The organism is Polynucleobacter sp. 39-46-10 (assembly GCF_002282275.1).
This window is the reverse complement of record NZ_NCJB01000046.1, coordinates 1-14,368: the sequence shown is the minus strand read 5'-3', so window position 1 is coordinate 14,368 and position 14,368 is coordinate 1. Positions and strand designations below refer to the sequence as shown.

Annotated in this window: 17 protein-coding genes; 10 read left to right on the top strand and 7 right to left on the bottom strand. The window is 45.4% G+C overall.

Annotated elements, in window-relative coordinates; translation table 11 throughout:
* Positions 1-966 (bottom strand): MFS transporter (locus tag B7X71_RS05915; protein ID WP_293600357.1); only part of this gene is annotated, 966 nt, incomplete at its 3' end.
* Positions 967-1,217: 251 nt separating this feature from the next.
* Between B7X71_RS05915 and B7X71_RS05910 the strand changes: the two genes are divergently transcribed.
* Entirely contained in the window at positions 1,218-3,455 is a 2,238-nt protein-coding gene (locus B7X71_RS05910) for an NADP-dependent isocitrate dehydrogenase (RefSeq protein WP_293597146.1), read from the top strand.
* A 67-nt stretch (positions 3,456-3,522) separates the two neighbouring features.
* On the opposite strand, the gene B7X71_RS05905 is transcribed toward B7X71_RS05910, so the two are convergent.
* A complete protein-coding gene (locus B7X71_RS05905; RefSeq protein WP_293597145.1) occupies positions 3,523-4,170 on the bottom strand; it encodes an energy-coupling factor ABC transporter permease in 648 nt (215 codons plus the stop codon).
* A gap of 165 nt (positions 4,171-4,335) precedes the next feature.
* Here B7X71_RS05905 and msrP point away from each other — a divergent pair, with 165 nt between their 5' ends.
* The 4 genes from msrP to B7X71_RS05885 are packed head-to-tail and all read left to right on the top strand — an operon-like array spanning position 4,336 to position 7,436.
* Positions 4,336-5,298, top strand: coding sequence for a protein-methionine-sulfoxide reductase catalytic subunit MsrP (msrP, locus tag B7X71_RS05900; RefSeq protein WP_293597144.1), 963 nt, complete (start codon positions 4,336-4,338; stop codon positions 5,296-5,298).
* A 21-nt stretch (positions 5,299-5,319) separates the two neighbouring features.
* Entirely contained in the window at positions 5,320-5,907 is a 588-nt protein-coding gene (locus B7X71_RS05895) for a protein-methionine-sulfoxide reductase heme-binding subunit MsrQ (RefSeq protein ID WP_293597143.1), read from the top strand.
* A 13-nt stretch (positions 5,908-5,920) separates the two neighbouring features.
* Positions 5,921-6,496, top strand: coding sequence for a lipocalin family protein (locus tag B7X71_RS05890; RefSeq protein ID WP_363926748.1), 576 nt, complete (start codon positions 5,921-5,923; stop codon positions 6,494-6,496).
* Between the two features lies 1 nt (position 6,497).
* Positions 6,498-7,436, top strand: coding sequence for an MBL fold metallo-hydrolase (locus B7X71_RS05885; protein ID WP_293597142.1), 939 nt, complete (start codon positions 6,498-6,500; stop codon positions 7,434-7,436).
* Positions 7,437-7,444: 8 nt separating this feature from the next.
* On the opposite strand, the gene B7X71_RS05880 is transcribed toward B7X71_RS05885, so the two are convergent.
* Positions 7,445-8,272, bottom strand: a complete 828-nt coding sequence (locus tag B7X71_RS05880) for a hypothetical protein (protein ID WP_293600356.1) — start codon at positions 8,270-8,272, stop codon at positions 7,445-7,447.
* A gap of 58 nt (positions 8,273-8,330) precedes the next feature.
* Here B7X71_RS05880 and B7X71_RS05875 point away from each other — a divergent pair, with 58 nt between their 5' ends.
* Positions 8,331-9,098 (top strand): SDR family oxidoreductase, encoded by a 768-nt coding sequence (locus tag B7X71_RS05875; RefSeq protein WP_293597140.1) that lies wholly within the window; start codon positions 8,331-8,333, stop codon positions 9,096-9,098.
* On the opposite strand, the gene B7X71_RS05870 is transcribed toward B7X71_RS05875, so the two are convergent.
* The gene (locus B7X71_RS05870; RefSeq protein WP_293597139.1) at positions 9,095-9,637 is read right to left on the bottom strand and encodes a DUF2889 domain-containing protein; all 543 of its coding nucleotides are present in this window, start codon (positions 9,635-9,637) and stop codon (positions 9,095-9,097) included. The two genes, B7X71_RS05875 and B7X71_RS05870, sit on opposite strands and share 4 nt — an antisense overlap.
* A gap of 100 nt (positions 9,638-9,737) precedes the next feature.
* On the opposite strand from B7X71_RS05870, the gene B7X71_RS05865 reads away from it, so the two are divergent.
* Entirely contained in the window at positions 9,738-10,472 is a 735-nt protein-coding gene (locus tag B7X71_RS05865; RefSeq protein WP_293597138.1) for a pseudouridine synthase, read from the top strand.
* Positions 10,465-10,761, top strand: coding sequence for a 4a-hydroxytetrahydrobiopterin dehydratase (locus B7X71_RS05860; protein ID WP_293597137.1), 297 nt, complete (start codon positions 10,465-10,467; stop codon positions 10,759-10,761). The genes B7X71_RS05865 and B7X71_RS05860 overlap by 8 nt, the downstream gene beginning before the upstream one ends.
* Before the next feature lie 12 nt (positions 10,762-10,773).
* On the opposite strand, the gene B7X71_RS05855 is transcribed toward B7X71_RS05860, so the two are convergent.
* From B7X71_RS05855 to B7X71_RS05845, 3 genes are read right to left on the bottom strand one after another with little or no spacing between them, the layout of a single operon-like run.
* Complete coding sequence (locus tag B7X71_RS05855) at positions 10,774-10,992, bottom strand: hypothetical protein (RefSeq protein WP_015420558.1); 219 nt, start codon at positions 10,990-10,992, stop codon at positions 10,774-10,776.
* A 58-nt stretch (positions 10,993-11,050) separates the two neighbouring features.
* Positions 11,051-11,593 (bottom strand): isochorismatase family protein, encoded by a 543-nt coding sequence (locus B7X71_RS05850; protein ID WP_293597136.1) that lies wholly within the window; start codon positions 11,591-11,593, stop codon positions 11,051-11,053.
* Positions 11,590-12,120 carry a GNAT family N-acetyltransferase gene (locus tag B7X71_RS05845; RefSeq protein ID WP_293597135.1) on the bottom strand — a complete coding sequence of 177 codons (531 nt, stop codon included), beginning with the start codon at positions 12,118-12,120 and terminating at the stop codon, positions 11,590-11,592. Before B7X71_RS05845 ends, B7X71_RS05850 begins: the two co-directional genes overlap by 4 nt.
* Before the next feature lie 71 nt (positions 12,121-12,191).
* On the opposite strand from B7X71_RS05845, the gene B7X71_RS05840 reads away from it, so the two are divergent.
* Together B7X71_RS05840 and B7X71_RS05835 are read left to right on the top strand one after the other, a co-directional pair.
* Positions 12,192-13,562 (top strand): APC family permease, encoded by a 1,371-nt coding sequence (locus B7X71_RS05840; RefSeq protein WP_293597134.1) that lies wholly within the window; start codon positions 12,192-12,194, stop codon positions 13,560-13,562.
* 63 nt (positions 13,563-13,625) lie between these two features.
* On the top strand, positions 13,626-14,368 hold a 743-nt coding region (locus B7X71_RS05835; RefSeq protein WP_293600355.1), incomplete at its 3' end, for a sulfite exporter TauE/SafE family protein.

The following is a 14,368-nucleotide window of genomic DNA, read 5'->3' as shown; positions in this document are numbered from 1 at the left end:
CGAACCCGTAAATAAAAAGTTCCAACCAACCCCCAATAAAAATAACGCAATTAAGAATTGATGTAAGTCGGTACCAGATAGTGCGATTGCTATGCACAAGAGATTGAGGATGACCCCAACGCCCATGATTTTGAGGGTACCAAAGCGCTGAATGAGTGAGCCAGTAAAAAATCCGGGCGCAAACATCCCGATCACGTGCCACTCTAAAACCAGAGCAGTATCAGAAAAGGGTAGACCGCAAATTTGCATGGCGAGCGGAGTAGCTGCCATCAGGAGGTTCATGACGCCATAACCTAAGGAAGCACCAATCACCGCAACCATAAAAACTGGTTGCATCAGAATAGTCTTCAGATCTCTGCCATCGGACAGTGAATGCCGCGTCTTGAATTCTTCTGGAAAGTGGATGAACTGCATCACGATGATGCCAACCAAGCCCGCTACCGAAAGGGTGAGATAGGCGCCTAAAAATGCAGTATCAAAGAAATCCTTGGTCCATGACGCAAGATTAGGTCCAATGACAGCACCCAGGATTCCGCCGGCTAGCACCCAAGAGACCGCTTTATCTCTCTGGCTGACAACAGTCAGCTCGGCAGCAGCAAACCGATAGAGTTGCCCATTAGCGCTGTAATAGCCTGCAATAAAGGTGCCCAGCACCAAGAGCCAGAAATTCTTAGAAATGGCGGCATAGGCGCAAAGAAGGGCTGATATGACTGCTACCAATAGGCCCAGCTGAAAAGAAATCTTCCGACCAAAGTAATTTTGAGTTTTGGCGACGATCGAGGTAGAGAAGGCCCCACCAACAACATAGCCCATGACAGGTAGGGTAGCCATCCAAGCTACGGGGCTCAGACTGAGTCCAACCAGGCCATTAATGGCAATAAAAGTCACATTATTGGTCAAAAACAAGCCCTGGCAGAGAATTAGCAGTACGAGGTTTTTGTTGAGCAGGGCGTACTTATTGGTCATGCGCCACAGTTTACGATCTAAGCGAGTATTGGGTTGGCTCGGTGGATTCCCTGAAATTGACCCGCTTCGGCCAGTTTGGGGTCTAAATCCCCTTAAATAGCCGGGTTCGATGATTTAAAATAGACGTCTCGGTCCAGTGCGTGAAATGACACCCAAGACAGCCAAAAGCGCCTGAAGTGTTGCGTGCGGAATGCGAGAGTGGTTCGGTATAAGACCGAGCCCTAATATTTATCCATATCGAGGAAACATTAATGGCTTCAGATAAATCAAAGATCATTTACACGCTAACAGATGAAGCGCCATTATTGGCGACCTGTGCATTTTTGCCAATCATTCGTACTTTTACAGCACCAGCTGGAGTACAGGTTGTAGAAAGCGACATTTCTGTTGCGGCACGTATCTTGTCAGAGTTCTCTGATTACTTAACTGCTGAACAAAAAGTTCCCGATAATTTGGCTGAACTAGGTAGCATGACTTTGTTGCCGGACACCAACATCATTAAGCTGCCGAATATCAGTGCTTCAGTTCCACAGTTGCTCGCCGCTATTAAAGAATTGCAATCTAAGGGCTACAAGCTCCCTGATTTTCCCGACGATCCTAAGGATGATGCTGAAAAATCGATTCGTACTCGTTACTCTAAGTGTTTGGGTAGCGCAGTAAACCCAGTATTGCGTGAAGGTAACTCTGATCGTCGCGCACCAAATGCTGTTAAGCGCTATGCCCGCAAGAATCCACACTCGATGGGCGAGTGGAGCCAGGCTTCCCGTACGCACGTATCTCATATGCATGGTGGCGACTTCTATGCAGGTGAGAAGTCAATGACTATGACTAAGGCATGTGATGTGAAGATGGATTTGGTAACAAAGAGTGGCAAGACGATTGTCCTCAAGCCAAAAGTCTCTTTGCTTGCTGGTGAAATTATTGACAGTATGTACATGAGCAAGAAAGCGCTCTGTGAGTTCTACGAAAAAGAAATTGAAGATGCTTACAAGACTGGCATGATGTTGTCCTTGCATGTGAAGGCAACCATGATGAAGGTGTCACACCCCATCGTGTTTGGTCATGCTGTCAAGATTTTCTACAAAGATGCATTTGAGAAGCATGGCAAGTTGTTTGAGGAATTAGGCGTAAATCCGAACAATGGTATGAGCAGCTTGTATGACAAGATCAAAACTTTGCCAGAATCCAAGCGCGAAGAAATCATCCAAGACTTGCATGCATGCCATGAGCATCGTCCAGCATTGGCGATGGTTGACTCTGCCAAAGGCATTACTAACCTGCATTCACCAAGCGATGTGATCGTTGATGCTTCTATGCCAGCGATGATTCGTGTTGGCGGCAAGATGTGGGGTGCGGATGGTCGCTTGCATGACACTAAGGCAGTTATTCCAGAAAGTACTTTCGCTCGCATCTATCAAGAGATGATTAACTTCTGTAAGACGCACGGTAATTTTGATCCAACTACGATGGGTACAGTGCCAAACGTGGGCTTGATGGCTCAGCAGGCAGAAGAGTACGGCTCACACGACAAGACTTTCGAGATCCCTGAGGCTGGTGTGGCGCGTATTGTTGCGGATGACGGCACAGTATTGCTTGAGCAGAATGTCGAAGAGGGTGATATCTGGCGTATGTGTCAGGTTAAAGATGCGCCGATCCGTGACTGGGTTAAGTTGGCAGTCAACCGCGCCCGTTTGTCACATACCCCAGCCGTGTTCTGGTTGGATGAGTATCGTCCGCATGAAGCCGAGTTGATCAAGAAGGTGCAAACCTATTTGAAAGATTACGACTTAACTGGTGTTGATATTCAGATCATGTCTCAGACTCGTGCAATGCGTTATACACTAGAGCGCATCATTCGCGGTAAAGATACGATTTCTGTGACCGGTAATATTTTGCGTGACTACCTCACTGACTTGTTCCCAATCATGGAACTTGGCACTAGCGCCAAGATGTTGTCTATCGTGCCTTTGATGGCAGGTGGCGGCCTCTTTGAAACTGGTGCAGGCGGTTCTGCTCCAAAGCACGTTCAACAATTGCTTGAAGAGAACCATTTGCGTTGGGATTCATTGGGCGAGTTCTTGGCCTTAGCTGTTTCTTTAGAAGATATCGGTGACAAGACCAATAATCAAAAAGTCAAGATTTTGGCTCGCACTCTGGATGAAGCTACTGGCACATTATTGGATAACAATAAGTCACCATCTCCGCGTACTGGCGAGTTGGATAACCGCGGTAGTCAGTTCTACTTGGCGATGTACTGGGCTCAAGCTCTAGCTACACAAACGGAAGATAAAGAATTGCAAGCCCACTTTGCTCCGATTGCAAAAGCTTTGACGGAGAACGAGCAAAAGATTGTTGCTGAGTTCAAGGCGGTGCAAGGTAAGCCAGCGGATATCGGTGGTTACTTTATGCCTGATCAAGCCAAGTTCAAGGCGGTGATGTGCCCAAGCACTACATTGAATGACATCTTGAAGGCAGCTGCAGTAGCTTAAAGTTAGCTAGCTTCGTAAAAAGGCAAACCAAACGGTTTGCCTTTTTTATTATGCCCAACTGAAATACTTAAGCATTCATATACAGATCTTCTTGATAGGTGCTGACCCATTGTGGTCTGTACACCAGAAGAATAGCTAGTAACATTCCAGAGAGTGAGCCCTCCATAAAGGAGAGGACAATCAAGCCTAAAAACCAGCCTAAAGGATCACTGCTTCCGAATGAGTTAATTTGAAAAATTTGCTGCAATCCATAAATCAGTAGACCAGTTGCAAAAGTGCTAATGAAGCCTGCAAGGTAGCCGTTACCTAAAATAAGCACAAAGAGATGCTTTGGTAAAAATCGATCCACTGCTCGAATGACTAGATAGGCAAAGATTGCTGGAATTACGCTCACCATGATGTAGTGACTAGTGGCCCCTACCAAATCTCCGCTGAAAGTAAAAATACCCACTAAAGCAACGATAAAGAGCAGGGTGATGGCACTCCAGAAGCCAAAAAGAGCTACCAGGAGAGAGGCGCCAAAAAAGTGGAAGGATAAATCAACGAAATTTTGAAGATTGCTATTGGGCATATGGGCGCGAATATTCCAAACAATGGCCAATAGGACGATGCAGGAAATAAAGAGGTTCCGCAGTCGAGGCTGTAAAAGTACACCGTCTCGACTTTTAAAGATGCCCAATAAGAAAATGGCGCATGCCAAGAAAATCCAAGCCATATTTATCTCTCAAGGGGCTAAAAGCGATATTTGACTGCTTAATGTAGCCTTTGGGTATCGGATTTAACCCTATTGCCTGGAGCGGAGTTCAGCAATAAATCCTCGGGCGTAGGAGAATGAGCCATATCCATTATGTAGTTTGACATCCATCAAAGAGATATTGAAATGTTTACAAATGATCCAAAGCGACTTTCTCAAGAAATTACTCCTAAGGCAGTCTTTGAGAATCGCCGCGAATTAATCAAGTCTGCAGCAGCAGGGGTATTTGGATGCGCCTTAGCCCCTTGGTTTGCTCGTGAAGCTTTAGCGGCAAATCCGCAGAAGTTGGTCGCCACTCCAAACCCTGCCTTTATGGCAAAAGATGAGCCCACTAGTTATAAGTACGTAACTACCTATAACAACTTTTATGAATTTGGAACCGATAAATCTGATCCAGCTGCTTATGCCCATACCCTCCAAACGCGGCCTTGGACGGTGAGCATTGAAGGCTTGGTAAAAAAGCCCGTCACTCTGGATATCGACGCATTATTAAAGTTAGCTCCGATGGAAGAGCGCATCTATCGTATGCGTTGTGTTGAGGGTTGGTCGATGGTGATTCCTTGGGATGGCTACTCTTTATCAAAGCTCTTAAATTATGTTCAGCCACTTGGTTCGGCAAAGTATGTGGAATTTATTTCCTTGGCAGATAAAAAGCAGATGCCGGGACTTAGCGATAATATTATTGACTGGCCTTACCGTGAAGGCTTGCGTTTAGATGAGGCAATGAACCCACTGACGCTGCTGACCTTTGGTCTGTATGGTGAAATGTTGCCTAAGCAAAATGGCGCCCCAGTGCGCATTGTGGTTCCTTGGAAGTATGGCTTTAAGAGCGCTAAGTCCATTATTAAAATTCGTGTGACAGAAGAGATGCCGAAAACCAGTTGGGGCAGGATTGCTCCTCGTGAATACGGTTTTTACTCCAATGTAAATCCTTTGGTAGATCATCCCCGCTGGAGTCAAGCTACGGAGCGCCATATTGGCGACTCTAAGGGAGTTTTTGCTCCCAAGATCAAAACAGAAATGTTTAATGGCTATGCCGATCAAGTAGCGAGTATGTATGCGGGAATGGATCTCAAGAAGCTTTACTGAGGGCGATAAAATAAAGCGTTCATGAAAATCATTATTTTTTTTCTAGCGCTTTTACCGCTGGATCGATTAATTTGGCTTGGCCTCACTGATGATTTAAGCGCCAATCCGATTGAATTCATTACGCGCTCAACGGGGACTTGGGCACTCGTTTTTTTGTGCCTAACCCTAGCGATGACACCACTTCGTCTACTGACCAATGCGACGATATGGATTCGGTATCGCAGAATGTTGGGCTTGTTTAGTTTCTTTTACGCATCTGTGCATTTTGTAATTTGGCTTTGGCTGGATCAGAATTTTGATCTAGTGGAAATGCTCAAGGATGTGCTGAAGCGTCCCTTCATCACGATGGGCTTTATCAGCCTTGTTATGCTGATTCCGCTAGCCTTGACCTCCACCCATTGGGCTCAAAGAAAATTGGGTCGTCTCTGGGCGCTATTACATCGACTGATTTATCTGATTGCTTGTACTGCGATCCTGCATTATTGGTGGCATAAAGCAGGAAAGAATGATCTAGATACCGTAACAATCTATGCAGTTGTTTTACTGTTGCTGTTATGTTGTAGGATTCCTTATATTCGTAAGCTTTTGGGCAAGCGATCCACCATCTAATGATATTTCGCTAATGACTCTGTTTTCTTATTCTCGCGCATCACTGATTTTCATATTGGGCTTATTGCTTATTGGTATTGGGTCTTCCCAAGTCATGGCGCAACAGGGCGATCAGAGCGTCAAGACTGTAGCCACCTTGGATGTCCCTCGCTACCTAGGAACTTGGTACGAGATTGCCAAGTTTCCGAACTGGTTTCAGAAAAAATGCGTTTCTAATACCAAGGCTGTCTATACGGCTAAGCCGGATGGCAATCTTCGAGTGCTCAACAGCTGCAAAACTGCTACGGGAGAGACTTCCGAAGCAGAAGGCTTGGCTCGCCAGATTGGCGTCAAAGATTCTCCCAAACTGGAAGTGCGTTTTCCCCCTGAGTGGCTTTCATTTTTACCAATGGTTTGGGGTGATTACTGGGTGATTGATTTGGATTCCCAATATCAGGTAGCCGCTGTGAGCGATCCCAGAAGGGAGTATCTATGGGTTTTATCAAGGACGCCTCAACTCGATCCTAAAGTCTATGCTGAATTATTGGCGCGCTTGAAGCAACAACAATTTGATATTCAAAAACTCGAACTTACTTCCCAGAAAAATTAAGGTGTCTGAAAAGCGTATTGGCAATTATTTGCTCCCGCCCGGAATTGAGATTTTCGAGCGTGGATGGTTATCGGCTAACAATGTTTTACTCTTCGACGAACAAGACGTTTCCTTAGTTGACACTGGGTACTGCGCTCATCAGCAGATGACTCTGGATTTAGTTTCTAATTCACTGAAACAGCATGGTTTAAAAACTCTTAATAAAGTAGTCAATACCCACCTGCATTCCGATCATTGTGGTGGCAATGCTGTTTTATCAGATGCATTTGATTGCGAGATCTGGATACCGCAAGCGGAGGCCATTGCTGTAGAGAGTTGGGATGAGCATTTACTCAGCTTTGAACAGTTGGGGCAAGAGTGCCCGCGCTTTATTTATCAGTCCCTCCTTATTCCTGGAAATGAAATTATCTTGGGCCCGTACCATTGGCAAATCCTTGCTGCACCAGGCCATGATAATCATTCCATCATGTTGTACCAAGAGCAGCATCAAATCTTGATCTCTGCCGATGCGCTTTGGGAGGAGGGCTTTGGGGTCATTTTTCCGGAGCTTTGGGGTGAGGGCGGTTTTGAGGAGGTCGCGCAGACACTAGAACTGATTGAGGGACTCTCAGTCGCCTTAGTTATTCCTGGACATGGAAAACCTTTTACAGATGTAAGGCAGTCGATTGAGACTGCAAAATCTCGCCTTGACTACCTCTCTAGCGATGCTGACCGTAATGCACGTCATGGCGCCAAAGTGCTCCTCAAGTACAAATTGTTGGAATGGCGTAGTCGGAAAATGATAGATGCCAATCAGTGGATTTTGAGTACGCCTGTATTGGAAAATATTCGCAAGCAGCTCAATATGAATGCTGAGGATTTTCAGGTTTGGTTGGTAGGGGCTTTGGTGAAATCGAAAGCTGCAATGATCGAGAAAGATCACTTAGTCAATCTTGACTAAAGTGTTGGTCAAAAATTAAACGACAACTTCCCATAAAAAGACCAGTCGTAAATTGGGTAGCTTTGTACTACCTGCTTGCTTGCACCTACTGCAAATAAGAAAGTTTTATTAAGGCGGTGAGTCACCATGGCATCAATCGGAACGAACCAACCACCACCTCCACCCGTGTTCCAAGAGATCCCATTCTCATCCCACAATCGAAGTTGGGTATTGGGAGAGAGATTAAATCCTAGCGTCGGGAAAATATTGAGATTGCGAACTAGGGGCGGTTGATTGGGATTATTGGCAAAAGAATTAGCCTTGGTATCAAAACCATACATGTATCGCAAGAGCGGTGAAAAGTCTGACAGTCGCGACTGATCCCCTGCTTTTGGGACATACACAGTACCTATCTGTGGGCCTGCTGCCCATTGCCCGTAATTGCCAAATGGGAAAACAACTCGTCCGCCTAGGGTGCCCTCCCAGTTTTTTAGAATATTAGAATGATTTCCCCAGACGGTTAGCATCGTATTGCCGGCGCTGTAAGTACCAGTCTGATGTTGCGGAAGTTCAGGTCCGTAAGTTGAAACGTAGGAGGTATCGAGTCGCATGGTTCCGCGCCACCGATCAAAGTGAAGGGGCTGGTAGTAACGCAACTTCAGGGTATCGGCCTGAGTTTGCCCCCCAAACGTATCGTGGTAACCCCACAATTCAAATACCCGCTGACTTGAATACTGATCGGATGCTTTCTCTAGGTTTAAAAAGCCCCCAGAGAACTTACTTTCATCAGCCATGGCCCTTCCCATTGATCCCAGCAGAATCAATGAAGTCAGGATGTAGGTGAAAATTCGCAACAATGTCATATACGCAGTAATATAAATGACTCAGTCAATTACAAAAAATAAGCAGAAAAATATGGAACATACAGTTTTAGTGACCGGAGCAACTGCCGGCTTTGGAGAGGCAACTGCTAGAAGATTTTTGGCAAACGGCCATAAAGTAATTGCTTTAGGTAGAAGGGTGGAGCGTCTAGAGGCTTTGAAGTCATCTCTTCCTATCGATCAGCAAAAAAGGCTACTGACCTTAGCTGTTGATGTTTGTGATAGCTCTATTGTGGATGGTCTCGCAGCTACTTTGCCGACTGAGTTTGCCAAGGTGACAGTGTTAGTCAATAACGCTGGATTAGCCTTGGGTTTGGAACCAGCACATCAAGCTTTTCTTACTGACTGGGATCAAATGATTGATACCAATATCAAGGGCTTGGTGCACATGACGCGCGCTTTCTTGCCGGGAATGGTAGAGCGTAAATGTGGTCACATTATTAACATTGGTTCGGTTGCCGGATCCTATGCTTACCCAGGTAGCAATGTATACGGCTCAACAAAAGCGTTTGTAAATCAGTTTAGCTTGAATTTACGCGCTGACTTGGCCGCAACTGCTCTACGTGTTACTTGTATAGAGCCAGGCTTAAGCTCAGGTACAGAGTATTCAAATGTGCGTTTCAAGGGTGACGATGCTAAAGCAGAAAAAGTCTATGAGGGTGTCCAGGCACTAAGCTCTGACGACATTGCTGAGACAATTTATTGGTCTGCGACATTGCCCAGCCATGTCAATATTAATGTCTTGGAAGTGATGCCCGTTCAACAATCCTTTTCTGGCACAGTGATACACCGCAATACTTAAAAAGCTGAAGCTTTCCATTTGTAAAACTTTGGATAAACGCGCATCACTACAGGCCCATCAAAGTCCCAAGATTTACAGGTTCCCAAATACAGCGGCGGTTTGTTGTCATCCGGATCGAATAGAGCGCCCGGAATGGATTGAAAGGCGGCGGTAGCAATATTGCTGAGAAGCTCTCGCAAGTGGGTGCAGCCTTTAATGCCTCCAAGATGCTCGTTGATAGTTTTGCGCCAACCTTTGCCAAGGCGCGCCCCAATTAGCACATCCATGGGTGGTATTACTTGCGGGCATTCTGGGTGAGGGTGGCTATCCATGGCCACCTCAATTGCTTGAATCACTAATTCAGTATTGACGGTGATACGAACCCACATATCGTGAAACGCTTGGCCTGGTTCCCAGGTTTTTCCACCGGTAGTAAAAGGGTGAAATTTGAAGTCCCGTAAGTGCGCTTCGATATCCCAGAGGCCATCTTCTCGAGCATACCCCTGAAAGGTAATTTCACGAGTATGAAGTGGATTTCTAGGTGCTGGGGTTGAGAGCATGGCGACAGTCAGTAAGAATCTAAGAAGCGGTATATGACAATAATAACGGCTTCATTTTGCTTCGCTCAATCTCCCGGATTTGTAGTATTCTTCGCAACATATGGCCAAACCGATCTCTCTTGAAAAAATATTATTCAGCCAAGGCTTTGGCACTAGGCGCTATTGCAGCGATTTAGTCTATGCCGACCTAGTCAAGGTCAATGGTGTTTTGGCCGAAGATCCAGAGGAACGCATTGCCACTGAGGGCTTGATGCTCAATGTGGAGGGGCAAGATTGGGAATTTCATGAAAAAGCCTATATAGCTTTCAATAAGCCCCCAAACTATGAGTGCTCCCACAAAACTACGCATCACCCCAGTGTCTACAGTTTGCTGCCCAAGCCTTTTGTAGAGAGAGGTCTGCAATGCGTCGGACGTTTAGATTTTGATACGACCGGCTTAATTTTGATCTCCGATGATGGGCAGTTTATTCACAAGATGACTACGCCAAAGAAAAATATTGGCAAGGTATATGAGATCACCACTCCTGAGTCCATTACGCAAAAGCAGATCGATCACTTGCTCAATGGCGTTGTGCTGGACGATGACCCGAAGCCCTGTTTTGCTTCGGCATGTCAGCAACTTGGTGAGAATATATTAGCAATGACTATTGTTGAAGGTCGCTACCATCAAGTGAAGCGAATGATGGCTGCCGTGGGCAATCATGTTGCCAAGCTTCATCGTACTGAAATCGGACAGTACATCATGCCTGTTGATTTAGCAGAAGGTGAGTGGCGCTGGCTTTATCCAGAAGATTTGCAGAAGTTATCTAAGAGTGTGGATGCCCATCTTGCCTAAACCTAAACTCATTGCAAATGATTTTGACTTTGCAAACCTATTGCCTGATTGGCGGTTAAATCTAGCTACTCAAGAGTTGGAGCGGACATTTGTATTTGAGGATTTCAAGAGTGCATTTCAATTCATGACCCTGTGCGCAAACTTTGCAGAAGAGTTAGATCATCACCCGGATTGGTCTAATTCTTGGAATAGGGTGTCTGTGCGTTTAAGCACCCATTCAATGAAGGCTTTGACTGAGCTTGATATCACCATGGCAAATGCCATGGATCAATTTGCCCTTCAAGTCTGAGTTTAATTCGTTTTACTGAGCTTCCTCATCATCTTCATCTTCTGAGGTAATACTCATGAGGATTGTTGCCAAGAGACCGTAGACCACCTCAGTGGCGATCATGCCATCTTCATCAAGCTCATCAATAAGGTCGTTCAAACAATCTTCTGTTGGCTCATTTAAGAGTGTCATGGCGCATTCGCACCCATAGTCAAAATCTTCGTCGTTTTGGGTTTGAGTGTCATTCGTCATAAGAATCCTTTAAGTGATGCTGCAGAATAGCAAATAAAGCCTCGCTCGCCCAGTTCTATTATTTCAGTAGCGCAAGAACTTCTTTGAAGACTGGATTTTTAGCAGTCTTCAGCCACTCAAACCCCAGCATCTCCCCTGTAATAAGCCGTGCCCCTGCAATTTGCAGTCGATCAAGTGCAATTTGCTTGTCGAGTTTGCGACGTGAACCAACCCCGTCCACCACGATCGAAACGTCGTAACCCTCATCTATTAATTTGAGAGCTGTTTGCATTAAGCACACATGCGTTTCGCATCCCATCAGAATGCATTGCTGACGATCGCTGGGAATGGATTGAATCAAGCCATTAGCGCAGGCATTGAAATGCTCTTTATGAATCGTTTCGCTGCAAAAAGTCTGAATAGACTCGATATTAGCCCCCAGACTTTTTGAACTTTGTTCCGTAGCAATAATCGGAATCTCCAGTAGTTGGGCAATTCGAGCGGTACGGATACATTGCTTGAGAACAGCCTCGCCTTGATCAATAGCTGGCATCAGACGCCCCTGTAAATCGATCAAGATGAGGATTGAACTTTCTGGCTGAATCGAGTTTGAATTTTTCACAGTAGGAGGCTCACGGTTTTGAAGTCAGGGTCATCATCTAGGCTAGTGATCTGAAAGCCCAGATCAAAGACTAGATGGAGCATTTTCGAATTCTTACTCAAGACGTACCCGACCATTTCTTGTATTCCATTTTCTTTGGCATGTTCTATGAGGTCAAGCATCAAATGTGTCCCCACGCCATGCGCAGTATGACTATCACTCACGCTGAGAGAAAACTCACTAATATTCTGCTTGGGCGGAGTCACGTACCGAGCAATTCCGATAACCTCCTCAGCGCCAGACAGGTTTGACATAACGGCAAGCAAAGCCATTTCTTTCTTGTAGTCTAGATGCAAGATGTCTTCCAGAAAGTCGTCTGGAAGTTTGGAGATGGCATGGGCAAATCGGAGATAGCGACTTTCGGGTGAGAGCTGATTGAATAGCTCAATAATTCGCTCTCGATCATTGGCCTGGATTGGGCGGATGGTATAAGCTTGCCCATTACCTAAGGGGTATACCTTTTTTGGATACTTTGCCGATAGATTCATGGATATTCACTCAATATAGCCTGATGGTTTAGGATACCTCCATTACCTACTTGTATAAAGCATCGCGTCATATGTCTGAGAGTCCAGAATTAGCAAAAAATACGCTCGGTGGTTTTGAATCTTTTGTTATGGGTATTGCAGGGACCGCGCCTGCTTTTAGTGTGGCGGTGACCACGGCAACAATTGTGTCTACAGTTGGGGTTTTGTCGGTTGGTAGCGTTCTTTACTGCGGCCTCATCATGTTCGGCATTACTTTGGCCTTTATTCACCTGAGCAAAATCACGCCGAATGCTGGGGCTGCATATGCTTGGGTGGGCCATGTATTTGGACCAATTTGGGGATATTTTGCAGGCTGGGGGCTTCTCATTGCCTCGGTATTTTTTATGGTTTCAGCAACCATTCCTGCGGCCACCTCAACTCTTCTTTTATTTGCCCCAGCCTACACTGAAAACACGGAAGCAGTGGCAGGGGTTGCGGCTCTCTGGCTGACGCTGATTACTGCTGTTGTTACTCGTGGAATTAAGCATTCAAGTTATGTGCAAATCACATTTACTATTTTTGAAACCGCTATATTGCTTGCGCTCATTATTGGAGGTTTTGTGCGTTACTGGGATGTGCCAGCACACCCGCCTTCAGTTATTTGGTTCTCACCATTCTCATTCTCGCCTCAGCTATTTGCCACGGGAGCGTTAACCGCCATCTTCTTTTTCTGGGGGTGGGATGTCACGATGAACTTGAGTGAGGAGAGTAAATCTAGCGCCAAGCAGATCTCCGGTGCTGCAAGCACGGGCGCATTTTGGTCTGTATTGAACATGATGCTATTTTTTACAATCATGATCGTCGTTATATTAATTGTGCTTACTGATGCAGAAATTGCGAATGCGGATACTAATATCTTATTTGCTGTGGCTACTAAACTTTTTCCAGAGCCTTGGAACTATCTTGCAGTCTTTTGCACCATCTTAAGTACGGTAGGAACTATTGAGACGCAAATCCTGCAATTTAGTCGTAGCCTGTTTTCGATGTCGCGCGATGGGATGCTGCATTCTAGGTATGCCAGCATTCATCCAGAATGGCAGACGCCTTGGGCTGCAACGGTAGTAATTTGGGCTCTGGGCATGTTATTGCTCTTTACTTCTTCGTACATGCCTTCGGTGAAAGCTATTCTATCCAGCTCAATTTTGGCGATTGGATTTCAGATTTGTTTTTATATGAGTCTGGCCGGGTTTGCCTGTGCTTGGCACTATCGTTACAAGATGCGTGTTGGTGTTGGTAGCGCCTTTGGATATGTTCTATGGCCATTGATGTCAGCCTTATTTATGGTCTTTATTGCTCTTTATAGTATTCCCACCTTTGATTTGTTAACCAATCTCCTTGGCTTGGGTGGCCTACTGATCGGTTTTATCCCGTTAATATTTAATCGCAGACTTCAGCAGCGTTGATAGTGCGATGGGGGTTTAGCTCTAAAATGAGGCTCCATTTATCCCGAATTTGATAAGCCCTTCATGATTTCTTTGGTTCAGGCTTTTAGTGACCACTCTTTCGCCTTTTTTGTGTTGGCGTCCATAAGCGTCGTTGTTGTTGGCATTTCCAAAAGTGGATTTGGCGCCGGCTTGGGAGTGCTTTCATTGCCGTTGATGGCAAGTCAGTCGAGCATCCATGAAGCCTTGGCTATCTTATTACCACTCTTAATTGCAATTGATTTGGTGGGTTTAAGGCGGTTCTTGAAAAACGCTGATTGGCGAATACTAAGGTTAGTTTTATTACCCGCCGCATGTGGAATGCTACTGGGTTACCTCTTCTTCTCTGTCATTACCCCTAAAATTCTTTCTCTTTCGATCGGTATTTTTACCTCACTATTTTTAATTCAAAGCTTGGTGATATCGCGCTTCGATCTAAAGGAAGCTAAACCATTTCCATGGCTTGGAAGGTTAATGGGGGGTGTGTCTGGCTTCACCTCTTTTGTTGCACATATAGGAGGCCCCCCAATCACCATTTACATGTTGAGAGAGAAGGTTTCTCCAATAATATATACCTCTACATTAGGTATATTTTTTGCAGTGATGAATTTTGGCAAGCTAGTGCCTTATGCCTATCTTGATTTGCTGAACTTCGATCAGTTAGCCACATCAATTCTTTTATTGCCCTTGGTGCCCGTGGGCGTGTACTTGGGATTTTATTTTGCCGGGAAGATTTCGGCAAAGTGGTATTACATCATCGTCCAATTTTTTCTATTGGTTGCGAGTAT